General features: G+C 72.3%; 22 protein-coding genes, 5 pseudogenes and 1 other annotated feature. Of the genes and pseudogenes, 7 read left to right on the top strand and 20 right to left on the bottom strand.

Annotated features, from left to right (window positions below; all coding sequences use genetic code 11):
* Positions 1-89: 89 nt before the first annotated feature.
* The 19 genes and pseudogenes from ACFQE0_RS10490 to ACFQE0_RS10400 all read right to left on the bottom strand — a co-directional run bounded on the left by ACFQE0_RS10490 (position 90) and on the right by ACFQE0_RS10400 (position 17459).
* Positions 90-947 (bottom strand): hypothetical protein, encoded by an 858-nt coding sequence (locus tag ACFQE0_RS10490; RefSeq protein WP_378975741.1) that lies wholly within the window; start codon positions 945-947, stop codon positions 90-92.
* Between the two features lie 641 nt (positions 948-1588).
* Positions 1589-1948, bottom strand: a pseudogene (locus tag ACFQE0_RS10485) (TniQ family protein); the annotation flags it as partial.
* Between the two features lie 10 nt (positions 1949-1958).
* Complete coding sequence (locus ACFQE0_RS10480; protein WP_378975739.1) at positions 1959-2327, bottom strand: hypothetical protein; 369 nt, start codon at positions 2325-2327, stop codon at positions 1959-1961.
* A gap of 133 nt (positions 2328-2460) precedes the next feature.
* Positions 2461-2886, bottom strand: a pseudogene (locus ACFQE0_RS10475) (AAA family ATPase); the annotation flags it as partial.
* A 211-nt stretch (positions 2887-3097) separates the two neighbouring features.
* On the bottom strand, positions 3098-3544 hold the full coding sequence (locus tag ACFQE0_RS10470) for a hypothetical protein (protein WP_378969346.1): 447 nt from the start codon (positions 3542-3544) through the stop codon (positions 3098-3100).
* Positions 3541-5346 (bottom strand): integrase, encoded by a 1806-nt coding sequence (locus ACFQE0_RS10465; protein ID WP_378969343.1) that lies wholly within the window; start codon positions 5344-5346, stop codon positions 3541-3543. The genes ACFQE0_RS10470 and ACFQE0_RS10465 overlap by 4 nt, the downstream gene beginning before the upstream one ends.
* The gene (locus ACFQE0_RS10460) at positions 5328-5549 is read right to left on the bottom strand and encodes a hypothetical protein (RefSeq protein ID WP_116655304.1); all 222 of its coding nucleotides are present in this window, start codon (positions 5547-5549) and stop codon (positions 5328-5330) included. Before ACFQE0_RS10460 ends, ACFQE0_RS10465 begins: the two co-directional genes overlap by 19 nt.
* Positions 5550-5580: 31 nt before the next feature.
* Positions 5581-6240, bottom strand: coding sequence for a Tn7 transposase TnsA N-terminal domain-containing protein (locus ACFQE0_RS10455; protein WP_378969341.1), 660 nt, complete (start codon positions 6238-6240; stop codon positions 5581-5583).
* Complete coding sequence (locus ACFQE0_RS10450; protein WP_116655306.1) at positions 6240-7439, bottom strand: hypothetical protein; 1200 nt, start codon at positions 7437-7439, stop codon at positions 6240-6242. The genes ACFQE0_RS10455 and ACFQE0_RS10450 overlap by 1 nt, the downstream gene beginning before the upstream one ends.
* A gap of 92 nt (positions 7440-7531) precedes the next feature.
* Positions 7532-7702 (bottom strand): hypothetical protein, encoded by a 171-nt coding sequence (locus tag ACFQE0_RS10445; protein ID WP_160534105.1) that lies wholly within the window; start codon positions 7700-7702, stop codon positions 7532-7534.
* A gap of 464 nt (positions 7703-8166) precedes the next feature.
* Complete coding sequence (locus tag ACFQE0_RS10440; protein WP_378969339.1) at positions 8167-8580, bottom strand: hypothetical protein; 414 nt, start codon at positions 8578-8580, stop codon at positions 8167-8169.
* Between the two features lie 309 nt (positions 8581-8889).
* Positions 8890-10614: a serine/threonine-protein kinase gene (locus ACFQE0_RS10435; RefSeq protein ID WP_378969337.1), complete on the bottom strand. Its 1725-nt coding sequence runs from the start codon at positions 10612-10614 to the stop codon at positions 8890-8892.
* Positions 10615-11287: 673 nt separating this feature from the next.
* A pseudogene (locus ACFQE0_RS10430) lies at positions 11288-11857 on the bottom strand (3'-5' exonuclease family protein); the annotation flags it as partial.
* Positions 11858-12060: 203 nt separating this feature from the next.
* The gene (locus ACFQE0_RS10425; RefSeq protein WP_160534108.1) at positions 12061-13041 is read right to left on the bottom strand and encodes a metallophosphoesterase family protein; all 981 of its coding nucleotides are present in this window, start codon (positions 13039-13041) and stop codon (positions 12061-12063) included.
* A complete protein-coding gene (locus ACFQE0_RS10420) occupies positions 13038-14981 on the bottom strand; it encodes an AAA family ATPase (RefSeq protein ID WP_378969335.1) in 1944 nt (647 codons plus the stop codon). Before ACFQE0_RS10420 ends, ACFQE0_RS10425 begins: the two co-directional genes overlap by 4 nt.
* An 84-nt stretch (positions 14982-15065) precedes the next feature.
* A complete protein-coding gene (locus ACFQE0_RS10415) occupies positions 15066-15857 on the bottom strand; it encodes a metallophosphoesterase (protein ID WP_160534110.1) in 792 nt (263 codons plus the stop codon).
* A 54-nt stretch (positions 15858-15911) separates the two neighbouring features.
* Positions 15912-16343, bottom strand: coding sequence for a hypothetical protein (locus ACFQE0_RS10410; RefSeq protein WP_160534111.1), 432 nt, complete (start codon positions 16341-16343; stop codon positions 15912-15914).
* 88 nt (positions 16344-16431) lie between these two features.
* On the bottom strand, positions 16432-16650 hold the full coding sequence (locus tag ACFQE0_RS10405) for a hypothetical protein (protein WP_378975410.1): 219 nt from the start codon (positions 16648-16650) through the stop codon (positions 16432-16434).
* Positions 16599-17459, bottom strand: coding sequence for a hypothetical protein (locus tag ACFQE0_RS10400; RefSeq protein ID WP_378969332.1), 861 nt, complete (start codon positions 17457-17459; stop codon positions 16599-16601). Before ACFQE0_RS10400 ends, ACFQE0_RS10405 begins: the two co-directional genes overlap by 52 nt.
* 760 nt (positions 17460-18219) lie before the next feature.
* On the opposite strand from ACFQE0_RS10400, the gene ACFQE0_RS10395 reads away from it, so the two are divergent.
* The 7 genes and pseudogenes from ACFQE0_RS10395 to ACFQE0_RS10365 all read left to right on the top strand — a co-directional run bounded on the left by ACFQE0_RS10395 (position 18220) and on the right by ACFQE0_RS10365 (position 23018).
* Positions 18220-19005, top strand: a complete 786-nt coding sequence (locus ACFQE0_RS10395; protein WP_160534113.1) for a hypothetical protein — start codon at positions 18220-18222, stop codon at positions 19003-19005.
* A 17-nt stretch (positions 19006-19022) separates the two neighbouring features.
* Positions 19023-19355, top strand: a complete 333-nt coding sequence (locus ACFQE0_RS10390; protein ID WP_160534114.1) for a hypothetical protein — start codon at positions 19023-19025, stop codon at positions 19353-19355.
* A gap of 618 nt (positions 19356-19973) precedes the next feature.
* Positions 19974-20279 carry an ArsR/SmtB family transcription factor gene (locus ACFQE0_RS10385; RefSeq protein WP_122160821.1) on the top strand — a complete coding sequence of 102 codons (306 nt, stop codon included), beginning with the start codon at positions 19974-19976 and terminating at the stop codon, positions 20277-20279.
* 215 nt (positions 20280-20494) lie between these two features.
* Positions 20495-21016: pseudogene (locus ACFQE0_RS10380) on the top strand (transposase); the annotation flags it as partial.
* Positions 20772-20888: a sequence feature (AL1L pseudoknot), on the top strand. (Overlaps the previous pseudogene by 117 nt.)
* A gap of 506 nt (positions 21017-21522) precedes the next feature.
* Positions 21523-22146, top strand: coding sequence for a sigma-70 family RNA polymerase sigma factor (locus ACFQE0_RS10375; protein ID WP_342389903.1), 624 nt, complete (start codon positions 21523-21525; stop codon positions 22144-22146).
* 168 nt (positions 22147-22314) lie between these two features.
* Complete coding sequence (locus ACFQE0_RS10370; protein WP_160534116.1) at positions 22315-22578, top strand: hypothetical protein; 264 nt, start codon at positions 22315-22317, stop codon at positions 22576-22578.
* A gap of 185 nt (positions 22579-22763) precedes the next feature.
* A complete protein-coding gene (locus tag ACFQE0_RS10365) occupies positions 22764-23018 on the top strand; it encodes a hypothetical protein (protein WP_378969328.1) in 255 nt (84 codons plus the stop codon).
* Positions 23019-23041: 23 nt separating this feature from the next.
* On the opposite strand, the pseudogene ACFQE0_RS10360 reads toward ACFQE0_RS10365, so the two are convergent.
* A pseudogene (locus tag ACFQE0_RS10360) lies at positions 23042-23528 on the bottom strand (transposase); the annotation flags it as partial.
* Positions 23529-23846: the final 318 nt, after the last annotated feature.

Genomic DNA, 23846 nt, shown 5'->3' with positions numbered 1-23846 from the left:
CTCGGTCGACGCCCCGCGCAGATCCTCATCGCCCCGCTCCTGGCTTTGCGCCGACGGCGCTCGCGCGGCACGGCGGTCCCGGCGTGCTCCTAGGGTGGCGGCGCGTGGGTCCTGGCGATGCGGCGCCGAAGGTCCGTCGGGACATCCATCCGGCGCCATACCGTCGTGGTCTTTCGGCCCGTGATCGCGAAGGCTGGCCCGACGCCGGCCCGATCCAAGGCTTCCCGCACCCACCGCGCGCCGGATCCCATCTCCCTGGCGAGCGCACCCGTGGTGGCGTACTCGGCCTCGTAAGCCGCGAGCGCATCGTCCCTGACGAGGATCTCCCCGCACGGCATCGCTGTCCCCGCCATGAGGCCTGCCCGGACGATCAGGCCGACGCTGTCCGTCGGGACCGTGAGCCGCCGGCCGACCTCTTCGAGGGTGAGACCCCCACCTTCGCGCGAACGCCGCGCGACCCTGATGTCCTCCGGGTCGACCAGGAAGCCCGCGAGGCCGGGTACGTCCCGCAGGACCGCCCTGACCCGAAGCTGGCCGGCCAGGATCATGTCGCAGGTGCCGCGCACGCCGTCGACCTTGCCGTGCTGGCTGGCTCGCGCGAGCGGAAGGAGGCCGGCGGGCATGGCCTCGACGGTCGGCGCCGAGCCACGGATCCGGGATAGCACGGCGGCCACGGCATCCCGGTCGAAGACGTCGGCCTTGATGCCGGCGCGCGCGTGGATCTCGGCGGGCGGGACGATCCGCGCCGCGACCAACATCCGCGTCTGGCGCTTCGCCAGCCCGAGCGCCGCCGGCAGATCCTCCGCGCGGAGCGCGCGGTCGAGGATAGCCCGGATCTCGGCGGCGGTCTCGCGGGCGATGCCGATGGGCGTGCCCCTCCGCGTCCGTTCCGGCCAGGCGCCCAGGGCCTTGACGTAGCCGGCGATGAGCCCGGCCTGCGGCCGCATTCCGCGGCGATGTCGGCGAGGCTGACCAACGGGACGTCGGCATGCCGGATCACCACCGAGGTCTTGTGAACCGGGCCCCGGGCGGCGTGATGCGCGTAAAGCGCCGCCCGAACCGCATCCCCGCTCGCTCCGGTCGGCAGCCGCTTCGCCCAGAGATACAGGTAGCCGTAGACCTGCTCGGCCCCCCAGGCGCCGAGGCCGACATGGTCGGCTCGGGCCATCCCGTCGAGCAGGGCGTCGAAGGCGTGCGGCCAGTCCCGGGCGGTGGCGAGACCGGCCGAGAACACCTCCGGATGGCGCTCCGCCGGAAACTTCGAGAGGGCCCCGTCGGCGCCGCCGAGCAGGGCGACGCCGAACCGCTCCATGGCGTCGCAGGCCTCGGCGAGCGTCAGGCCGTCGAGGAGGGGCACGCTGGTCCGGGCCATGCCGCCGAGTCGGCCGACCACGTAGGCGTCCGCCAGCGTCGTCGCGGGCGGGACCCTGGCGCCGTCGCAGGCGAGAAGGGAATGGCCGTTCCTGCAACGGGTCAGCGAGCCGGCTTCCCAGGTGACGCCCGTCCGGCAAATCGGGCAGGACGCCTCCAGGCGGACATGATGGAGGGGACAGGTGCCGACGGCGGCCACGTCCCACCAGAAGCGCCGGTGGATGTTCCAGTGCGCGTGTCGTCCCGACGGCGTCCTGCGAAGGTCGTCCTGCCAACAGCAGGGGCACCACCGCCGCACGTTCGTCGTCCAATCGTCCCGGTGGACCACCTCGTCCGCGATCACCACCTTTTTCTTGGTGATCTCGGTGGGCGTCCAACCCCGGAACGCGTCCTCGCCACGGCCGAGCCGATCCGCGAGGGGGCCGGCGGCGCGACCCTGCAGGATGTCGCTCATGGAATGGCCCGCGGTCCTGAGGCGTTCGCGGCTCCACGGCTCGCCGTTGACGTCGAAGGCGCGCAGCAGGTGCGCCGCGGCGGATTCCCCGTCGATGACGGGCGGGATGATTGTCAGCCGCATCGGTTTTCCCCTACGCGTCGTCGGCTTGCGTCTCGACCCCGGCCTCGGCGGTCCCCGTCAGGCGCGTGAGCCTCTCGAACTCGATCTCCTTCATCTTCGGCAGGGTCGAGATATCGACCACCAGGAACGGGTTCCTGCGCGGACCGAGCTCGAAGATCTCCTCGAAGACGAAGCCGAGGTGGTCGACCTGCCCGATGCTCGGCTTGCCCGACTGGATGGCGCGGAAGGCCGCCTTCTTGACGAGGTGCATCATGCGACCGGTGTAGCCGTTCGAAGCCTTGAGCATGCGCTGCACCATGTCGTGCTCCGACAGGCCGCACGCGGCCGGGAAGCCGAGCCTTGCCTCGACCAGCGACAGGAATTTCGTGGCCTTCTTCACGCAGGCTTCCGAGTGACCCAGCGGCTTGATCGGCTTGAAGACGCAGCGCCGGAGGAGCCTGGAAATCCTCCTTCAGCACCTTCTTGAGCCAGGGCATGCCCGAGAGCACGAGGGAGACGGGGCGCAACTCCGCGCCGGGCGGTCGAAGCGGGTCGTCCGGATCCGGGATGACGAGGTTCTTCAGCGTCTCGACCAGGGTGCGCCGCTCGTCACCGGTGCGTCCACGGAAGGCATGATGGAATTCGTCGATCATGATGATGGAGACGAGTTGGGCGTGCATCTGGTGGCGCACCCGGGTCCAGATGTCGTGCTCCTTCAGGTTGGCGCTGAGCTCCTTCTCCGTCATGGCGAGGTACAGCGCGAGACCCAGCGTCTTCAGCGTGCAGGGGCTCGGCGCCTTGATGTAGACCAGCGGCCGCACGGGGCCGAACTCGTCGCGGAACGGCACGAGCGCCGGGCGGATCTGCAACCGGGCGAGCAGATGCGACTTCCCGGCCCCGGAAGCGGCCGGGATGACGAGGCATTGCCCCTCGACATCGTCGCCGAGGTCCTTGAGCATCTCGTCGAAGCGCGCGACGGTCTTGATCACGACGTCGGTGTTGACGTGGATGGTGTCGACGCGTCGCTTCCAGGCCCGCCGTTCGAGGTCCTGCGGGCTCAAGCGGATCGCGAACCGCTCACGGCGGACCGGGGCGGCCTGGGGGCCGGGGAGGATGGTGACGTCGGGGCGGAAGATCTCCCCGTCCTGGCTTTGCGGCATGCGATGGCCCTCACTCGGCAGTCCAGTTGTCGGGATCGTCGGGGTCGAACTCGGCGCCGACGTCCGCCGTCACGCTCCGCGGATCGGCCTCGGCGGCGACGGGCCTCGGACCGGCCGGCCGGGCCGCCGGCGCGGCGTCCTGCGGGGCGCTGGCCGGGCGCGGGGCGGTCTTGCGGCCACCCTGCCCGACCCGGGGCGCGGGTGCCGCGTCGGCCGCGGCCGGCGGCGCGGCCTTCCGCGGGCGTCGGGTCCGCAGCCGCTCTTCCTCGTGGGCGCCCTCGTCCGCGGCGTCCCAGGCGACCTCGAACATCGGGTCGTCGGCATGGTCGCGGAACCAGTCGACGTCGACGCTGGCCAGGCGCTTCGGCTTGACGCCGGCCTTGCGGCATTCGGCGCGCAGCAGCTCCATCGCGCGGACGAGCGTCGCGCGGGCGACGCGCTGGCCTTCCTGCGTCATCCGACGCGCCGTGCGGACCACGTCTCGCCACTCCGCCAGGGACGTCCCGTCGGCCAACCCGTCCTCGCAGGGGACCTTGATCCACCGGCCTCCTCGTCCACCAGGACGAGGAGGTGGCCGAGATCGGACGCGTCGGCCTTGACGAGGAATTCGTCGCCGAAGTGGAAGCCCTTCCTGCGCCGGACGCCCTTCAGTTCGTCGGACTGGTAGGTGAGGCCGAGGAAGGTGATCCCGTTCCGCTGGATGGTCCGCGGGACCACCAGGGCGATGAGCGGGTCGAGGTCGTCGGCCGACGGCGGCAGGCGCGTGCCGTAGCCCGCCAGGTCCTGCCAGCGCAGCAGGGGCGTTCGTCCGAGCAGCCCGCCGTGCTTGCGGTTGTGGTAGATGTCGACGACCCAGATCGTGAAGAACTCGACGAGCTGGGCCAGGGTCAGGGCGGCTTGCCCGACGCTGTCGTAGTCGCCGCGCTCGCGCACGTCGCGGAAGGTCCGGCCGGGAAGGTAGGCGCAGAAGTCACGCGCGATGGTGCCGAGGGCGCGCTCGACCTTGCCCTTCAGGTGGGGCTTGCGCCGGGGCATGTAGCGGAGCTCGAACCGCAGCTGCCCGGCGGCCGCCTTCATCGACCGGGAGTGGAATTCCTTCCCGTTATCGAGCTTGACCACCTCCGGCACGCCGAACACGGGCCACGCCGTGTCGACCCGGATGCCGGTCAGGTCCTTCGGCAGCACCGCCATGCGCAGGCAGTGCATCACCGAAGTCCAGGAGGGACGCTCGTCGCTGAGGTGGAATCCCACGATCATGCGGGTCGCGGCGCAGATCGCGACCGTGAGCCAGACCCGCCTCGTGCGCTTGTCCTTGCGGCGCCGGTCGCGCGCCGGCGTGCCGTCGCCCTCCAGGACCAACACGTCGAGGGGCGTGTGGTCGACCTCGACGATTTCGAGCGGCCGCGTCGCCTGCGGGGCCTTCTTGACGTGCCGGAAGGCCTGCTCCGCCGCGGCGGGGCCCTCGCGATGGTAGATCACGTCGAACTGGCTGACGTTCGCCTTCACCCAGCGCCGGATCGTCATGCCGTCGGGCACGTCGAAGGGCACGGTGCGCGTCTTGTTCTCGCGCTCGATCCTACCCTGGATGAAGACGATGACATGGCTCAGCGGCGGTCCGTTCCGGGTGAGCCAGTCCTCGCGCACGCGCTCCGCGATGATCATCTCGACCTCGGGATCGAGGCGGAAACCCGCCCGTCCCTTCAGGTCGTCCAGCGGGATCAGCGCCACGATGGACTTGCCGCCCTTGCGCCAGCGCCCGTACCAGCCCTTCAGCGAGGAGCCGCTCACCCGTTCGAGCGGCACGTCGTCGGGATGGGAGCCCTCGTTCTCGATGGCCCGCTGCCGGCGCTCGGCCGCGACGAGCCTCGCGATGTCGGCGTAACCCTTCGGGACCTTCCTGTGGGTCCGCTCGGCGAAGCACCGGTCGCACGCCTGCACGTAGTCGAGGCGCATCAGCGCCGCGTCCTGCTGGCGAACGTCGAAGGTGTCGATGTTGCGCAGGAGGTTGTCCCTGACGCCTTGGGGGAGCCCGGCGGCGGTGTCCTCCACCAGTTGGAGCCGCCTGGGCTCGCCGAAGTAGAGGTCGGCCAACTCGGCATGGGTCTTCGTGACCGTGACCGGCCTCGCCCCGAGGGTGCGCAGCGTGACGCCGGCCTCGTCGCGCGAGAGCACTTTGTGGTAGACGCCCTCGACGATGACGAGCGCGTCCGCTTGGAGACGGATCTGGCACGCGCCCATGGTCAGCGCCGCCCCCCGCATGCGCCGGGTCCCGCCATGCGCACCCTCCCGCCGCGGTGGAGGTCCACCAGGACGGCGTCGCTCAGGACGACGGTCTCGGAACCGCCCGCGAGCCTGCGCAGGGCGAGGCCCGCCCGCTCGCGGGCGACGGGTGCGTAGGGGACGCCGTCGACGACGACGACCGCGCCGATGGGAAGGCGGAACTGCTGGTCGAGCCTGTTCAAGGTGCACTCCTGGGGTTCGCGGGACGGCGGATCACGGCGTTGTCGTCGAAGGGCCGGCCGGGGTCGGCCAGCTCGGCCTCGCCGCGCGCGACCAGGGCCACGACGGCCCGGAAGGCGCGGGCCTGGAGCCCCGACGCCGCCCGGAGTTCCCGGACGAGACCCCGGCCGCCGAAGCGGTCGAGGACGACGCGCATGGTGTGCTGCTCCGCCTCGTCGGCCACGAAGGTGCGCTCGCTCGCGACGAGCGCGGCGTTCGCGACGCGGAGCGCGTCGATCTCGACCTCGGTCCAGGCTCGAAGCCGTCGTAGCCGGCGGCCCTGGCGCCGGCCTCGATGCGGGGCCGGAACCCGTCCCAGCCCAGCCTGATCACCCGCTTCCGCGGCTTGACCTCGACGGCGACGCGCCGCCCGTCGTCGATCTCGACGGCGAAGTCGGCCGTGTAGCTGCGCCACCGCACGCCGTCGTGCCACCGGAAGGGAGCGGGTTCCTCCTGGTAGCGCAGGACGGCATCGTCCTGCTCCAGGATCAGGATGAAGTCCCGCGCGAGGAGGCCCTCGTAGGCCACCATGCGGTAGCCCATCCCCGCCTTGCCGGAGGGGACCTCGCCCGTGATGCAGTCCCGTCGGCCGGTGACGACCGGGCGCGACGGGCTCGGCTTGCCGACATGGCGGCTTCGCAGGGTCGCCGCCATCAGGGCCTCCGCCGGGCGTCGCGGCCGTCGGGCCCCTGGGCCGCGTCGGCGCCGCCCGATTCCTCGCCGGCCGGGATCGCGGAAGCGGTCCCCGGCGGCAGCCGGATGGGATAGCGAGCGACCCCCTCCTGCCAGCGATCCAGCGGGGTCCGCCGGTCCGCTCCGGAGCGGCGGAAGTCCAGATCGGCGAGCCAGGCGTGGGCCCCCGCCATCAGGCTTCCTGCGTCCCCGACCGCCTCCCCCCGGGCCGTCAGCCAGCGCTGCAGGCCCGCCACCCGGCAGGGAGCGCCCGGATGGTCGACCCCGGCGAAGTGCAGCCGGATGCCGAGCGCCGCCGCGGAATGCCGGAACGTGGCGCCGTGGAAGGCGGGATCCCGGTCCAGCACGAGCACCTCCGGCAGCCCCATGCACAGGCGGGCGGCGCCGAGCGGCTCCGGGGCCGCCGTCGCGGTCCGCGCCCCGAACAGGCCGAGTAGGTCCTCCCCGTCCGGCGGCGCGGTGCCGAGCGCCGCCGCCACGATCACGCCGCTGTAGATGTCGCGTGCGGTGACCAGGTGAACGCGGTCGGCGCCGAGTTCCGGGATGGCGAGCCGCAGGGCTTCCCGGGCGACGACGACCTCGGCGAGGGGACGCCCGCACGAGAGGTGCCGGAACCGGTACGCCTGCTGCAGGGGACGCAGACGGTCGCCGACCATCCGCACGAGGGTGCGGAAAGCGGGAACGTCAGCGGCCGCGCCTTCCCGCGCATGGGACGCTTCCAGGCACCTCGCCTGTGCGAGGCGGGCCATGGCCGTCAGCGTGACGCCCCGGCGCGGGTCGGCCTCGGCCACGACCTGGTCGACAAGCTCGCCGATCCACGGGGCCCAGTGGGTCTGCTGCCGGGGCGACCGCGCCATCCGCCGGTCGACGAGGCTGGCCGGGTTCCCGCCGGCCTCCCGGAGCCGCGCTTCCCATGCCCTGACCTGGCGCGGCGTGGGCGGATCGACGTCGTCGCTCAGCTCGCAGACGGCGCGGATCGCGGCCCGCAGGTGGCGGTCGCCCCGCCGTCCCGGCGGGAGGTCCTCGACCGCCCGCACGTAACGGTGGCGGCGCAGCGCGGCGGCGCGCTCGCGCTCCGTCATCTCGTCGAGGGCCTGGATCTCGGCCCGGAGCCGGTCGGCGTCGGCGGTCGTCGGGGGAAAGAGTTCGAGCTGCGTCATGATCGCGCGGATCCTCGAAAGGCGGACGGGGCCGGCCTTGGTGGTGGGATGGGCGGTGACCCCGGCCCGGAGGCCGGGGCTTCGGCGGCGGCTCAGAACTCGGTGGGCTCGCTGGCCTCGGTCTCCGGCTCGAACGACCCCCGCGGGACGCCGAGCAGCGCGGCGACGTCCCCGTCCCAGGCATCGAAGGCCCGGTCGATCAGGGGGGCGAGGGGCGGCTGGAAGTCGGCCGTGAGGGGCTCGACGCGGTACGGCTCGTTCATGGTGCTCTCCTCGGATGGGGTCGCGCGGGGCCGGTCCGGATCCGTCGCGGGGACGGTCCGGGCGCGGCCGGCTTGGGCCGGCGGATCCCGAGGAGGCGGAGCGCAGCCCGCTTGCTTTCGCAGGCGAGAGCTGGCATACGTCATCGGTCTCGAATGTCGGCCTTGATCCCGGTGGTTGGCCGGTCTGGTATGCGGCGGTCGTGATCACGAGGTCCGGCGGTGACGTGGTCGAGAGGGCTCAAGCTCTCGTCCGGCGTGCCGGACCTTATCCGCTACAGCCTTTCGGCTGCGTAGCGGGCAAGCTCAAAGCGTGCGGCCCGGATCGGGCCGTGCGCTTTTATTTTGCCTCGACGATCACTCCCTGGCCTGGTGGGTCGCGGGAGCGCGCGCGGAGGGCTGCGCGATATCGGTTGCGCATCGGAATTCTCCTCGATGATTGATGAGTTGTTGGATCTAGACTGATCTTATGATGCTGAGGACTTCGTTGGATCTTTTAGATACCAATGTTGTGCCTTCCGATCATGGTAAACGAGGTTTTTATTCTTAAGACGGGTCTTGTTTTTCTCCGAGGCATCGAGCGTGAAGCCGGCGTCCCGGACCGCGTCGTTGACTTCAGTCCCCGACAACCCCTTGGCGCCAGCCTTCGCGAGAGCGTCGACGATGACCTGGGCGACCAGGCCGGAGACTTTCGGCGCCGGCATCCGTTCGGCCTCGTCCGGTACCGGCTCGTCGTCCGGCGCCGGCCGGGCCTCCGCTTTCGTCTCGGCCTGGTCGGCCGCCTGGGCCGGTTCCGGGGCGTATGCCGCCCCTTGCCGCAGGGTCGCGATCACCTGGTCGAGGCGGGCCGCTTTGGCGGTCTCCGCCGCGATGGCGCTCACGTGTTCCAACACGAGCCCTGAAGCTGCCGCGTCCTGTCCGCGGCGGCTTGCCGGGCCCGGTCGCGCTCCTGGCACATCTGGGTGATCACATCCATTCGACACCCCCGACCAGGTCCAGGTCCGCATCCAGGTCCGGAGGAGCTCCGCGACCTGATGATCGGACCATAGACCGGGTGCCCGCCCAGCCGCAAGTTCTTTCGCCCAGGTCCACCGGACGTGGTAAACGGAAGCTGACCCGGTCGACCCGGTTGAGTGGCTGAATAAAACCGGGTCGCGCCCCCGGCCAACCTTGTCCGTCCCGTCCCCGGGTCATCCTCCGGCCGAGTGTCGCGTGTCTCCAACGGCGGGCGGCCGTCGACGTACCCTAGGACACCCGCAAACGCGACGTCCGCGTTCGTGGATCTTCAAATCGACGAAGCATTCATTCGAGCACAGGCCGCCGTAACAAATGTCGGTCTCCGTATTCTGATCAGCATCGGCGCCGAGACGAAGGCGTATGCCGCATTTCATCGAGCTGGCCCTCGCGGGTCGGCGGGTAGCGCGACCCTCGCATTGGCCGAGCGGCATTGCCGTCGACAGGGCCCCCGATCCGGCCGGCGACCCGGCCGGGACGTCTCGGACCTGGTCGTCACGGGCCTGGCCGACCGGTGGGTTGAACGGGGGCGCGGAACAGGCACCGACCGGCCGGCCCGTCGTGCCACTCGAAGCCGATCTCGACCAGGCCCGACGCCAGCACGAGGTCGCGGACCGGGTCGAACCTGACGGCGCTCCCCTCCTCGTCGGCGGTGCGGACAAGCTCCTCCAGCAGCCCGGCATCCAGCGCGTGAACGGCCTCCGGAGCGACCTGGGCTCGCCGGTCCCGTTGACTTGCATGGGGAGGAGTGATGCGCCGTCCAGCCGCGAGAGGCGACGCATCGCGCGATGTGCGGGCGTGTTGAGCTCGTCGGGGATGGACGCATCGAGGAGCGCATCGGCGTCTTCGGGCGCGAGCGTCGTCGGCGCGCCGTCCGACGAGACGACCGCGGATGATTGCTCGAACCGTCCGGCGGCGACGTCGAAGCGGACCGCCAGGAGCAGCCTGACGCCGGCGCGGGACAGGGCGAGGTCCAGCCGGCCTCCGTGTCCCTCGCCCCGGGCATAGCGGGCGTCCCCGATCTCCAGGCCGGCATGCCGGCGCAGCAGTCGACCTGCGGCCGGCGCGAGCGCCTCGTCGATCAGGTCGCGCGAGAGCGCGCCGGCGAGGCTCCGGCGCCATTGCGGACCGCCCCGGTCCGATGTCCGTGTGCCGCGCGCGGGCGGCGCGAGGAGCGCGGCGGCCGTCCAGCGCAGCGCGGGGACGTCGGCCGCGGCCGCGGGGCCGCGGTGAACCAGGTCGGCCAGGTCGCCGATCAAGGATGGAAGGCCCGGCGACAGCGCCGCCTTGAGCCGGCGCTGGACCAGTGCGGCGGCGTCGGCGAGGGCCGACGAACCGGGTCCGGATGCGGGGCGGCCCGTTCGTGTGGCGCCCGGCGCGAGGCCTTCGAGATCGGCGAGGGCCTGTAGGATGAGCGGCAGCATCCGCAGGTACTCGAAGGCCCGCCCGAGCTGCGCCCGCGTGCCGTCGGCATCCTCGGGGACCCAACGGGCGATCCGTTCCAGGGCGGCCAGCACCTCGGCGTGGGCCCTCAGGGCGAAATCCTTCGGGATCGCGTCGAGCACGGCGCGGTCGGCCGGATGGCGCGACCGGGCTAGGGGGGCGACGATGCCGTCCATCCAGGCCTGCCTGACGTGTTTGCGGATGGCGCTCTGCAGCCCGGGGATCTTGGAGACCTGGAGACCGCCCCCGGAGAGCGCCGCATGCAGGGTGCCCATGGCCGTGTCGACGATGGGCCGCGTGTCGGGATGGGCCAGGGCGGAGATGGCCTGCCGCGCCCGCGCGAGTTCGTGCACGTCCGCCCGCATCGGGCGGACGTCGGCGGGGGAAAGCGGGAAGTCGGGGTCGGGATGCATGGCCGGACGGTGCCCCAGGCGCGCGGGCGTCCGGTCGAGGCGCACGGCACGGCCTCGCACCGGGACTGTGCGCGGAGGCCGGGCCGGGTCGGTCCTGTCCTTGGACGGCGCCCGGGAATCGGGCGCACAGCCCATTGTGCGAGGCGCGCGGCAAGGCACAAACGCCGTCCCCGACCCTGCCGGGACGTGCCGCCGCGCCGCCGTCGGCCGCGACGTTCCCGACGGCAAGCCCGGTGAAGTTCCGCTCGCGCGTTCCGCCATGTCCCGCCTCGACATCCAGGGGTTCTCGGGGACCGGGCCGCCTCAGGCGGCCCGGCGCGAACGCATGGGGCGCCGGACCGCGGCGCGCCGCTTCGGCATCCGTCGCACGACGGCGCCCGCGGTGGGCGTCACCGGTCCGGGCGCGGGCGCCGCCGGCCGGTCCGTTGTGCCGGCGACGCCGCGCGGCCCGGGCCCGAGACGCGGCGATCTGGACCGGGGCCCCGAGCCCGATCCGGGTGCCGCGCCCCGCGCCCTCGGGAGACGGGGCCGGGACCCGAGGGCGAGGGTCATCCGCCCCGGCGGTCCCTGTCGACGACGAACGCCGGCCGCGTGTCGGACAGGCGTCGCCAGGCGTCGAGGTAGGCGCCGAGATGCGGTCTGCGGGTCCGCTCCAGCCCAGGTAATCCTGGAGGCCCGCGATCGCCCTGTCGTGGGCCGCGGCGTCGGTCCGCCCGGCGAGATACGCATGGCGGACGTAGATGCCGAAGGTCGTCATCGTGTCGGTCTCGCAATACGCCCGGACGCGCTCGATCTCGCCGGCGGCGACCATGTCGGCCACCAGCGACCCGTGCTCGCCGAGTTTGCCCGGCATGCCGACCAGCGCGGCGGCCTCCTCCAGGGTGAGCCGGCTGGCGCACCCGAACCCGGACATCTCGTCCATGACGTCGACGTGGGCGCCGCCGTACCGGTTGCCGTAGCCCGACCAGCGCGTGCCGCGCCGGAACCAGGCTTCCGCCGAGATGCCGTGGAGCATCGTGCGGTGGAGCAGCGTCGGCATGTCGAAGCCGCGGCCGTTCCAGGTGACGAGCCGGAACCTGCCGGAGGCGAAATGCCGCCAGAAGCCGCGCAGGATGCGGGCCTCGTCCCAGCCCGCCTCGCCGCCGCTCCTGCAGGCGGTGACCCGATATTCCTCCAGTCCCGTATCGCCGTCGCGCAGGATCTCCGCCTGCACGAAGCTGACGGCGACCACGGCGTGCCACGCGCATTTCGGAAACCTGTCCCTGGCCCACACCTCGGGCGGCGGCATCAGGGTTTCGTCCGGCACGGTCTCGATATCGACGACGAGGAGCGCGTCCGCATCCGCGCCGGGTTCCGCCGCAGGCCGACGGTCGTGGCGGACGGCGGAGCGCGCGCCGGCTGCGGGTGCGCTCGCGTCGGACATGGAGGGGAGCCGAAGCCGGGGCGACGGGGAGCGGGTCTCGTGCATGGGGCGGTTCTCCGGGGCGGCTGTCAGACCAGGATCGTGCGGCTGGCGTCGAACCCGTTCGTCGGGTCGTCCGGGTCGTAGGGGTTGCTCACGACGCGCGTGCGCCCGAGCCGCAGGTCGCAGGCCTGCGGCACGTTCCCGTGGATCCAGACGGCCGGGGCGCCCCACCCCTCCATCACGGGTTCCAGGGCGGAGGCGTGCCAGCAGACCCGCCACGGGTCGAGCACGGGCCTCGCCAGGGTGGGCGGCAGGCAGGACCGTGATGGGGCGAAGGCGGTGACGACCGCGGCCCGGTCGCCCGGGCCGATGTCGCGCAGGACCGGATTCGGCATATGGCCGTACGAGCCGGCACCGACGGCGACGGCGTTGAGGGCGTCCTCGATGAAGGCCCGCGAGCGGGCGTGCGCGCCGGCCGCGTCGTGCGGGCAGAAGGGCACCCCGGGCGCGCTCGCCGCCCTGTCCGTCACCGTCCAGCGGCTGCGGGCGTGGGCGCGGGCGGTCCGGGCGTTCTCGACGCCGTCCAGGGCGAAGTCGGTCCAGAGCGTCGCCCCCAGGATGATCAGGCCGGGCCGGAGCGGATCGCCGAGGCGAACGGCGCCGTCGTGGAGCACGGTGATGCCCAGCGCCGCCCCGAGCGGCACGGCCTCGGCGAGCGCCTCGCCCACGGGTTCGCCGTCGAGGTACTCCGCCGGTCCCGGGACGAGGACGACCGGCCGCCGACCCTGGCGGCCGCCGAGCGCGTCCGCAAGCCAGCGCACGGACCGGCACAGGCCGGGCGCGATCCCGCCCGGGACGAGCAAGGCGTCGAAGTCCGGCAGCGGGTCCGGCAGCACGTGCGGCGCGCGGTCGACCCTGAGATCGGACAGGGTCCACAGACGGAACGGGACGGGCTCCGACGGGGCGGACCGCGCCCCGGGGGCGGCCGGCACGGCGGACGGGCCTTCCGTCGGTACCGGTGCATGCACCTCGGCCCGGGCCACCGGATCGGGAACGTGGAGCGTCACGGCTGTCCTCCGTCCTGCGCGGCGCGGTGTTGGTCCGCCTCGGCGATCAGCGCCCGGAGCGCGTCGCCCGAGACCAGGCGCCGCGCGATCAGCAGCTCGGCGACGGCCGCCACGGCGGTGCGGTTCGCCTCCATGACGGCCAAGGCCTCGCCGCTCAGCCGGTCGAGGTCGCGCTCGACCACCCCGAGAAGGGCGGGGTCGAGCGACAGCGCGACCGCGACCTCGTGGGGGGCGCCGCGATACGCCAACCGGTCGCCGAGGCCGAGCGAGGCGTGGTTGCCGGCGAGCAGGGTCGTCACGCGCGCGAGGTCCGAGCGGCTATCGCCGCCCGCCCCGGCGCTCGGCTCCCCGAGGAACAGGATCTCGGCGGCCCGTCCGCACAGGAGCGCGACCGCGAGGCCCTCGATCTCCGCGCGGGTCGGCGACTGGCCGAGGCGGGTCGCCACGGAGGTCGCGCCGAGCGAATCCCGGCGCGGGACCAAGTCGACCTGGGCGACGCGGGCGCCGATCCGCTCGAACGCCACGGCGTGCCCCGCCTCGTGGTACGCGCTCCGACGTCGGTCCGCCGGGCTCCCTTGATCCGGCGGCGCGACGCGGCCGAGCAGGTCCTCCGGGCGCATCGGCCGTCCGGCGGCGCGCGCGGCGGCACGGGCCTCGGACACCCACCCGGCGACCTGGGCGCCGCTGGCGCCGAGCGCAAGCGCGCCGAGCGGCGCGAGGTCCATGTCGGGCACCTCGCCGTCGTCGAGGTGTTGCCGGAAGATGACCGCCAGGTCGGCGGCCGAGGGCGGCTTGATCTCGATCACCCGGCCCAGCCGTCCGGGCCTGATCAAGGCGGGATCGAGCCTATCGCCGTAGTTCGTCGCCGCGATGATGCACACCTCGGGGGCGCCGGGCGCGTTGAGCGCATCGAAACCGAGCAAAATGCTCGTGCACAAGGGGGTCCACCACTCGCGTGCGTGGTTGTCCATCGTGGCCCTATTAGGAATACTATCAGCTTCATCTAGGAATAAAATACTCGGCGCCAGCGCGCACGCGTGCGTGTACGCGGCATCCCAGGCGCGGAGCACGCCACCCAGGTGTCCGTCGGATCCGGTGAACCAGGCGCCGACCGAGGTCGCGACCAGCGGCAGGCCCGCGGCCTTCGCGAGCGAGCGGACGAAAGATGATTTTCCTAGTCCCGGGGCGGAGCTGAGGGCGACGTGCCTATCGAGCCGCTGGAACGCGGGCGCGCCGCCGGAGGCGCGCCAGGTCGCGATCTCGTCGATGAGGCGCGTGCCCCAGGCGTGGGCATCGCCGAAGCCGACCAGGGTCGCGAAATCGGGCGCCGACCCGACGGCGGGATCCGCGGTGGCCTTCGAGCGCGCCGCCGCGGCGAGGCGCGCGACGCAGGCCCGCGCCGTCGTCCCGCGCACCGCGGCGGCGATCTCGAAGAAGTCCAGCCCGCGCGCGATCCCGGGCGGCAGGGTCGGACGCCGCCCCGTGGCGGCCCGGACGACCCGCGCGATCACGGCGTCGGTCGCGCCCGGGAGCCGCACGTGCAGGTCCGCCGCGGCGACGAGGGCCGAAGGCAGGTAGCGCGCGGGCGATTGCGAGACGCCGAGCACCCGGTCGCCGCGGGCGAGCCGGTCCGCCACCCGGTCGTTTCCGCGGTCCGCACGGTCCTCGCTTCTCGAAGCGCCGGTGCGCGCCGCCACGTAACCCCACGCCGCCAGGCGCCCGCACGCCTCGCGGACCGGCTCGACCCAGTCTGCGGCCGGAACCTGGACGACGAGGGCGAAGGCGGGGTCGGCGGCGATGCGGCGGCGCTGGGCGGGCGAGAGCGCCGCTTCGAGCGCGAAGGCCGCGAGCGTCTCGGTCGCGGGACGGCGCTCGTCGGCGGCGACGTCCCCGGTCTCCGCCTCGTTCAGGTCGTCGCGCAGGAATGTCAGGTGGGGCATGGTCGCCTTGCTCCGAGGATGGGTCGAGGTCCGGGGCCGGGTCACGTCGGGCCCGGGTCGCGGCAGGCATCCGCCGGCGACGGCCTACGACGGCACCTCGACGACGCAGGCCGGGTCGAAGGCGGGGTTCTCGCCGTCGTAGCCGAGGGGGTTGCACAGGATCCGGGTCGGACCGATCCGGTGGTCGCGGCTGGCGTGGACGTGGCCGTGAAGCCAGAGGTCCGGGCGGCTGGCGGCGATGAGGCCGCCGAGGTCGCTCGCGAAGGCCGGGTTCAGCACGCTGCCGGCGAAGCTCGGGTCGAGCGAGGCACGGGCGGGGGCGTGGTGCGTGACCACGACGTGCGGTCGCGCCCGCGCGCCCGGCGGGTCGACCTCCAGCAGCGCGCGTTCCAGGAAGGCGCTGCTGGCGGCGTGCAGGGCCGCCGCGTCCCCCGGCCGGAAGGTGCGCCAGCCCGGGTTGCGCGTCGTCGCGATGCAACGGTGATCGTTGAGGCCGGCCTGCGCGGCCGCCATGGCCCGCCGGCGGTTTCCCGCGCCGTCGAGCCCGTAGTCGGTCCAGAGCGTGCCGCCGGAGAAGGCGACGCCGCCGATCTCGACGGTGTCGTCGTCGAGCAGGGTCACGCCGTGCCGTTCCGCGGCCCGGCGTCCGAGCGCGCGCTCCTCGTCCACGGCCGAGCCGTAGAATTCATGGTTTCCCGGCACGACCACGACCGGCATGATCGGTCGGATGGCTTGGCCCAGCCAAAGGATGGTGTCCGCCAGGCCCTGCCCGACGTCGCCCGCGACGACGGCGACGTCGGCGTCGGGGATGTGCCCGGGCGTCCACGGCGCCCGCGACAGGTCGCGGTGCAAGTCGCTGAAGGTCCAGATCCGCACGTGATCGACTCCTGGTTTCTCGGCATCGTCCCGCTGTTCGGGAGGCGGCGGTGGTCACCGCCGCGACGGGGGGCGGCGCCCGGGCCGCCTCCTTCCGGGTCGGCCCGGACGCCCGCCGCGCAGGTCCGGCGGCAGGCCGGCGAGGACGTGGGCCAGGACGGTGCGAGCCGCAGCATCGCCCCGCCAGGCGGCGACGAGCACCGTCGAGAGCGCGAGGTCCACGACGGCGGGGTCCGGTTCGGCGCGCCGCGTGAGGTCGAGCGTGACGGCGATGGCGGCCGCGGCCTCGCCCCTCCGGGCCGCGGGCCAGGACCGATGATGCAGGCAGACGCCGCCGGCGAGGGCTCGGCGGACCTCCCGGATCGCGGAGGGCTCGATGTCCGGAAGCCGTTCCGTGCGCCAGAGCGCGAGCGGATGGCTTCCCGTGGGCGGCTCGCGGCGCGGGAGGGTCCGGTCGCAGGGATGGGAATCGTCGCTCGCGCGCATGCGTCCTCCGGGCTCGTGGCGGGCAAGACGGCCCCGCTCCCGCGCGCCGAGGCGCGCGGGCGGGGTTCGTCGGACGGGATGGCGGTGGCTAGTGCCGGTCGAGGCGCTCGGCGCCCGTGTCGGGTTGGCCCAGGACGAAATACCTCGACAGGGTGCGCGCCCAGCGCCGGCCATCGGACGCGTACAGATCGCTCGTGGTGATGCGGCGGCCGTCGGGGAAGTTCGGATGCCCGTGGACCTCGCCGGTGAGCACCCTCACGGACCGGGTGGAGGCCCGCCATCGCTCAAGGCGCGGGGCGCCGTGCAGGTCCTCCCGCGTCGGTTTGACTTGGTCACGGATCCCCTGGGCTCGTCGGCGAGGTCGCGCAGCCGGTCACCGGCCTCGCGCTCGTCCGGCGCCCGAGACTGTTCGACGTCGACACCGAGATTCGCGGCGAACGCGGCGGGGTCGACCTCGGCGGCGTGCGGGTTCGCGGCGGCGGCGCGCAGGGCGGCGAGCAGCGTGACGGAGGCCCCGAGGCTGCGGCTCGTGCGATCCCCTTCGGCGATGCGCTGTGCCTCCCCGCGGCCGAACGCCGGCACGACCGTCGGCAGGGTCCGGACACGTCCTCGACCCGGCACGAGCGCCTCGTGCCCGCGCATGACGCGGCCGAACGCGTCGGCGGCGGCGGCGCCGCCGCTGCGCCCGCACCCGAGGAGCCAGGGCGGCGAGACCACGTCCAGACCGAAATCCTCCGACGGGTTCATGCCCGCGAGCGCCGACGCCGCGGCATGCTCCTCGAAGGGGGTCGGGCCCACCGGCAGCACCGGCGCGTCGATGCGCGCCCTCAGCCCGAGGTTGCCCAGGCACGCCGCGGGCAGGTCGAGGACGAGTTCATCGTCCCGCCCCACGGCCTCGGCCGCGATCTCGCCCGCCTCCCGTGCGTCGCGCGCCTCGCGCTCGCTGACGGTGAGGCCCTCCTCCGTGACCGTCCGGCCCGGCAACGGGGCGTCCTCGGGGAACTTGACGCGCAGGAACGTGACGGGGCGGCCGAGAACGCCATAGGCGTCGGCGAGGAGGAGCGCGGCGTAGGCGGCATGGGTCCGGCCAGCGGAACCGAAGAAGGCAGAGATCAAGGGCAATCTCCATGACGGAATCCGGACGCCGGCACGCCCGGTGGAATGGCCACCGGGCGTGCGACGTCGGACACGTTGTGATTGATCCGTGAATCTTAAGGCAAAAGAGCGGAAATGAACAGCATATTCTGCCTGTCATCAAGAGCCATATTTTCGGGATAGTTAACGGCGGCGTGGCGTACAGTCTTGGGTGCCTCGGATTACTTACGCATACGCGCTTGGTAGGCCGGCGTGACGGCGCCGGAGGTCCGCTCCCCGCGACCGGCGAGAGGCATCGTGTGACACTTCCGGACCGCGCCCGGCGACCCGAGCGGCTAACCGCGGTCGAAGCCGGCCGGTCCTTGGATTTCCCCGCCCCACGCCGTCGTCGCGCGGATGACCCGCTGCGCCCCTGAGAGCCGGCCTTGACCGACCGTCGTGACCGCCGGTTCGGCGCGACGGGCGCCCGTTCAGGCGCCGATGCCGGGACGAGCCGGCGGCCGCGTCGCACGGCGGGACCACACCTCAGTCCGTTCAGAGATTGACGGGTGCGGATGTCGCGGGCGCTGACGGACGCGACAAGGCGCCGTGCCCACGACCCGGCCTCCGAGGAGGGCGGGACGCCGACGGCGGTCGGCACGAGCGCGGGATTGCGCGAGGCGCGATGGACAGTGCGCTTTGGGCGGCCAGGGATCCGATAACCAGTAATTTCGATACTTCTAGATTTATAGAAATAAAGGTGGCAGGATTCCCTCGATGCATCGGCCCAAAGGAGGACGCCGTGATCGCGACCATCCATTCCAACGACCGCACCGGCCTCCTGGCCGCAGCGCTGGTGGCCGGCGGCCTGACCGCCGCCGGCACCCGTCCGACCGTCGTCGCCGTCGGCGCCAACGGCGCCCAGGCCTGTGGCCTGGCACGCCTCTCGGGTTCGTTCGACCTGCTCCGCCCCGATCCCCGCGACGCGGCGGCCATCCTCTCGGGCCTGGCGGCGCGGTCGGAACGCGACGTGATCGCCGTCCTGCCGACGGACCTGCTTCGCGAGGGCGGTCCGGGCGAACCCGGACACCTGCGCGTCGTGGCCACGGCGTGCCGGCTGACCGCGGCCCAGGCCCTGCACGCGACCGCGTCGGGGGCGTGGCACCTTCGGTGCGACAGCGAGCTCGGCCAGCCGGCCTGGCGGATCGCCCCGCGCGTCCTGCCGCTCCGGCTGCCGAGGCTCTCGCCGCTGGAACAGATGCGGCTGCTCGCGGGCGATCTCGGCGAGGGCATGCGGTACGCGGCGGTCGCGCTCGCCGCCACCCTCCTCGCCGTGTCGGCGGATCCGGACGCCGAGCGCTTCGAGGCGGGTGACCTGGCCGCGCTCATGTCGCCGCTCGCGCCGGCCCGGGACTGTGCCCTGCACGAGCGGCTCCTCGACTGCGCCGCCGCCCTGGGCGACCCGGTTCTCCGGGACGCGCCCGTCGACACCGCCGAGGCCGCCGGCGACCGCGTCCGCAAAGCCCGCCCGACGCCGGTGGCGACCGCTCGCCTCCGCGCCACGCAACCCGCCCGCCTTCGCGCCTGACGAAAAGGACCAGAGCGATGATCAACCGCACGAAGCCGAACCGCGTCTCGTTGGCTCCCCGGCCGCGCGTCGCCTCGCCCGGGACCGCTCGTCCCGGTCGCTCCGGAAGCGCTCGCCGGGTGCGCGCCGGGGCGGGCTCCTCGCACGCCCGGATCAATCAGGGCGACCTATCCCGCGACCGGGCGCCGACGGCGGCCCCGCGCCGGGACGCGAACGCCTACGAGGCGTTCTACGCCTTGTCGGCGGACGGGGTGGGCCTGCTCGATCCCGGGTTCGACGACTGGGACTTGGACCCGTGCGTCCTCGTCGGCCTGGCGCCGAACGGTGGCGGCGAGCGGGACGACACGTGACCGTTCTTCCGAGCGGCCCGCGACCGGCGTCCGGACGACGCGGGCCGGGACAGGCCGGCTTCCGCTTCGCCGCGGGAGCCGCGGCCCGGCGAAGGATCAGCCTTCCGGGTTCCGGAATCCGTATGGCACCTGTGACGGGTATCGCTACGCATAATCCGTTTCGGGTTGCGATTTCCGGGCATGATCCGAGAGCCGGGGAATGGGGAAATTGGCCGCGAGCGGAGAGCGCTCGGTCGTGTGCGGCCCGAGCCGTCCCCATGAGGGCGCCTCGGAATCGCCGCGTCGGGATTGCCGCTTTGCCGCCAATGACCGAGGTAGACGGTGGAATCGGCGACGGTTCGGGTCCGCCCGGCGTGCCGGAGTATGGAGCCGGGCGGCGTGGTCACACGTCGGCTCGCGGCCGATCTCGGCGCCGATGTCGGTCGATCCGATACCCTCACGACGTCGCGCCGAGCTGATGGGGCGAGACTTCCGAACGCGAAGCAGCCCCGCCGCGGTCGCGAAGGATCGCACCCTCCGGCATCGACGCGCCTCGCCGAATGCCGATAGCGGTGCGGTCGTGCTCGACGCATCGAGTAAGGGGTTGCGCGGCCCGTTACGCTTCTTCATGCTAATTCCATGGAGATCGAATTAGCGGCACGACAATTGGAGGCGCTCGGCAATCTGACCCGCCTAAAGGTGTACCGTACGCTCGTCCGGGCGGGCCATGACGGTCTGCCGGTCGGTGCCCTCCAGCAGCGCGTCGACGTGCCGGCCTCGACGCTCTCCCATCATCTGCACCGTCTGATCCATACCGGACTGGTCGTCCAGGAGCGCCGAGCCACGACCCTGATCTGCCGGGCGGCCTATCCGGCGATGACCGATCTGGTCGGCTTCCTCGGCGAGGGAGGGCACGGCGGGGGATCGGCCGGATCCGCTTCGTGAGGACGTGATGAGTACGAGACGACGACGGGGCATGGAAGCGTCGTTCGAACGGCGCTGTTCGACCGCGGCGGCCCGTCGTGGCCCGCGCACTTGCGCGCGGGCGGGCGGCCCGGACCTTGACCGGCGCGGGATGCTCGCAGCGGGGGGCGCAAATCCCGGGGCCGAAGCGGTCCGCGCCCAGATCGAGCACGCCGGCCGTCGTGGGGCCCATAGCCATGACGAAGCATACCCCGCCCTTCTCCCTTCAGGTTCGCGAGCGGACCGTCCGGCTGGTGCGGGAGCACGGGAGCGAGCACGGCTCGCGATGGTTCGCGATCCGGTCGATTGCCGCCAAGATCAGCTGCACAGGTGAGACGCTGCGCAACTGGATCCGGCAAGCCGAGAGGGACCAAGGCGGGCCGGTCCCGCGAGCGAAGAGCGCGAGCGGATCAAGGTGCTGGAGCGGGAGGTGCGTGAACTCCGGCAAGCTAAGGAGATCATGAGGAGGGCATCGGCGTATTTTGCCCATTCGAAGCTCAACCGCCAGTCCAAGCGATGATCGCCTTCATCGACGGTCACAGCGCGCCCTACGGGGTCGAGCCGATCTGCTGGGTGCTGCCGTTCGCCCCGTCGACGTACCACGCCCACGCCGCGCGACGGCCGATCCCGGCAGGCTGCCGGCTCGGGTCAAGCGGGACGCGACGCTCGTGGTCGCGATCCGGCGTGTGCACGCGGCCGAATTCGGCGTCTACGGGGTTTATGGCGCGCCGTCTGTTCCGGAGAAGCGCCTCTCCGTACGCTGGAGGATGGTGCGGATCGAGGGCGCGCCGCACCTGCTGATCGAGTTGGCCGAGAACAGCGGCCCGCCCGTCACGCCGCCGACACGAGGGGGTTCGGCCCGCGGCTGGTACAGCGTGGCCTCGCGCAGGAACTCGGGGGCGGGATCAAGCTCAACTTCGCAGCCGCCGGCCTGTTCTGCGTCATCACCTTCCCGCTCGGCGGGACGGCCGTGCCGGAAGCCGGGGGCGCAGCCATCCCCACGGCGCCGTGTCCGTGACGCCCGGCCGGTTGCCGACCTGAACGGCGGCCTCAGTCTCCGTTCAACGACGCGTTGCCAGAAGGTCCCGGCTCGATTGCCGGCTCCGAGAAAGGCCGGCAGGCGTCAGGAGGAGGCTCTTCGATGCGTTCCGGGAAACACTGTCACCGGCCCGTCGCGGGCGAAGTCGGCGCGTCTGCGAGGTCGGCTCGCGGTTTGCCTGCGTCGGTGCGCGACCACATCGGCGCCGAGTTGCGGGCAGCCTACGCCGGCTTCGAAGCGGGCGACCTCCCGGGCCGCATGCTCGACCTGCTTTCCCGTCTGGACGGCGCCCTCTCGCGCGAGGCGGCGGCCGCCGGAGCCGCCTTCCGGGACGGGCTCATGAGCGCCGTTCCGGGCTTGCGGGCCTTCGCGCTATCGCTCGGGGTCGACGCGACGCAGGCGGAGGACCTCGTGCAGGAGACGCTGATGAAGGCGTGGGCCAACCAGCACCGGTTCCAGTCCGGCACGAACCTGATGGCTTGGCTGTGCACCATCTTGCGCAACCATTTCTACACGGAGTGCCGCAAGCGCAGGCGCGAGGTCGAGGATGCCGACGGTGCCCTGGCGGCGAAGCTGACGGCGCCAGCCGCCCAGGAGCACGGCTCCGACCTCAGGGCTGTCTGGGAGCACCTCGGCGGATTGCCCCCGTTGCAGCGTGAGGCTCTGATGCTGGTCGCGGCCCGGGGCATGACCTACGAGGCCGCGGCCGAGGTGATGGGGTGCCAGGTCGGCACCATGAAGAGCCGGGTCAGCCGTGCCCGCTCCTTCCTCGTCGAGTCCCTCGGCTTGGCGGAGACGTCCGCCGCGTAGGCCTTGGACGCAGCATCGGGCCCGGCTCGCTCGCGGTCAGAGTTCCCCCCACCGGGCCGGGCATCTGGCCGCACAGGCTTGCCGGGTGGCCCCGCTGCGGTCCGCGACGTCGATGCCTATCTGCCACCGGCCGCCAGCCGGCCCTTTCCCTCAACCCGTGTTATGCGTATGACCGAGAATGCGGACGACGAGATCACGTGGCTGGTGCTGACCCTGGCCGAAGAGGCAGACGTCTCCGGGGCAGCCGTAGGCCTGATGGTGGAGCGGCTGCGCCGCATGGAGGACGAGGCCCGCCTGGGGGGGGCCGACAGCCAAACGTTACAGCGGATCATGTCCGGTCGCCGCGTTCTGGGTGACAGGGTGGATTTCGGGCTGGCTCCGCGGGTACCGGTCAACCGACAGGGGGTCGCCGTAGGGCGGCGTGGATCCTGAACCGGCCTCAAGGCACGGGAGGCAACGAGTCGTCGACAGCCGGAAAGTCGACTGCTCGACGTCAGGCGAAGGGGCATGAAACCGGACCGTAGTCATAGCCCACCGGGCGATGCCCGAACCGTCGTGGCCCATGATAACCGCTACGCTCTTCCACAACCTCGCGGTCCACTGGACCAGGCCGGTAGTTGGCCCGGGTCGCCACCAGGGGCTACGTGGGGTGCCGGCTGGTCAGCATCAGGCAGGCCACCCCTGCCGCCACCGGCAGCGGTAACCGGACGCCTTCGAATAGCTTCAGCGTGCAAGCGCTGAAGAAGGTTCGGTTTACAATCAGAAAGAAGCCATTGCATGCCAGTACGAACAATGGGCGCAAGCTTCAGCGCAGGGCGATCAGCCTTGCCAAGACGGTGTTGATCGTCATCAGCGACACCGCAACGCCGTAGGCGCCCGAAACTGCAGGGCCCGATCAGCCGGAAGAACAAGCATGATCCTCGGAGGCGGCAGCCGTGAAGTGGTTGCGGCATTTCTCCGCCTGGAAGCGAAGACATTGTGGACCGTCTCACAGAGATCGCCGTCGGTGTGGGCCGCCGCGCGGCGCAGGAGCGCTTCCGGTTTCGCGCAGGTACATCCAATCGGATTGAACTCAGGGGAGTATGGCGGGAGTACGGGAGCCAGGCTTCGGCTGCCTCGATGGCCTCGCGTACGCCCGCGACCTTGTGAGCGCCGAGGTTGTCCAGGATGAGTGTGTCGCCGCGTCAGGCTCTGGACCAGCGTGTCGGCCCCGTAGGCGCGGAAGCGCTCGCCCGTCACGGGCCCGTCCGGTGAGGAAACCGCCCTTGGCCCACTCGTGCGCAGCCAGCCAATGGCAGTGGCGGTTCCAAGTGCCCGGCTGGCGCCGCGATCCGGCAGTGTTCGCAGCGCGAAGCCCAGTCGTAACGGCGAACCATGCCGGTCAGCGGTCGGATAGCTCCAAAATCCGTCCTGAGCGACGCCGTGGCTTTCGTTCCATCGCTGCGTTGGTGCACCGCGGTTTGACGACCATTCGCCTAGCCGCCCGCCGCCCGCCGACGAACAAGCGCGGCCGGAGACGTGCCCGTTCCGGCAGGTGATCAAGGCGAGATCCCGAACACGGGCCGAAATCGGGACGGCGGTCGCGGGCGACCTTCAGGACGGCTCGGCGCGAGGATCCGAAAGGCCAGGTAAAAGGCACGGGTCCGGGCCGTTCGGCCGATGCGCCCAGGATTACGTTAAGATTTCGCTCCGATCGTCGT

This window comes from Methylobacterium komagatae (assembly GCF_042661665.1).
In the GTDB taxonomy this organism is placed as follows: Bacteria; Pseudomonadota; Alphaproteobacteria; order Rhizobiales; family Beijerinckiaceae; genus Methylobacterium; species Methylobacterium komagatae.
The sequence above is the reverse complement of the archived record's forward strand: the minus strand, read 5'-3'. Positions and strand labels throughout refer to the sequence as shown.

What these genes read in the sequence shown, in the direction of transcription:
- ACFQE0_RS10490 (WP_378975741.1), bottom strand. Translation starts at nt 947, where the DNA reads ATGCGGCCGCAGGCCGGGCTCATCGCCGGCTACGTCAAGGCCCTGGGC.
- ACFQE0_RS10470 (WP_378969346.1), bottom strand. Translation starts at nt 3,544, where the DNA reads ATGACGCAGGAAGGCCAGCGCGTCGCCCGCGCGACGCTCGTCCGCGCG.
- ACFQE0_RS10465 (WP_378969343.1), bottom strand. Translation starts at nt 5,346, where the DNA reads ATGCGGGGGGCGGCGCTGACCATGGGCGCGTGCCAGATCCGTCTCCAA.
- ACFQE0_RS10455 (WP_378969341.1), bottom strand. Translation starts at nt 6,240, where the DNA reads ATGGCGGCGACCCTGCGAAGCCGCCATGTCGGCAAGCCGAGCCCGTCG.
- ACFQE0_RS10450 (WP_116655306.1), bottom strand. Translation starts at nt 7,439, where the DNA reads ATGACGCAGCTCGAACTCTTTCCCCCGACGACCGCCGACGCCGACCGG.
- ACFQE0_RS10445 (WP_160534105.1), bottom strand. Translation starts at nt 7,702, where the DNA reads ATGAACGAGCCGTACCGCGTCGAGCCCCTCACGGCCGACTTCCAGCCG.
- ACFQE0_RS10420 (WP_378969335.1), bottom strand. Translation starts at nt 14,981, where the DNA reads ATGCCCCACCTGACATTCCTGCGCGACGACCTGAACGAGGCGGAGACC.
- ACFQE0_RS10410 (WP_160534111.1), bottom strand. Translation starts at nt 16,343, where the DNA reads ATGCGCGCGAGCGACGATTCCCATCCCTGCGACCGGACCCTCCCGCGC.
- ACFQE0_RS10390 (WP_160534114.1), top strand. Translation starts at nt 19,023, where the DNA reads ATGATCAACCGCACGAAGCCGAACCGCGTCTCGTTGGCTCCCCGGCCG.
- ACFQE0_RS10385 (WP_122160821.1), top strand. Translation starts at nt 19,974, where the DNA reads ATGGAGATCGAATTAGCGGCACGACAATTGGAGGCGCTCGGCAATCTG.
- ACFQE0_RS10370 (WP_160534116.1), top strand. Translation starts at nt 22,315, where the DNA reads ATGACCGAGAATGCGGACGACGAGATCACGTGGCTGGTGCTGACCCTG.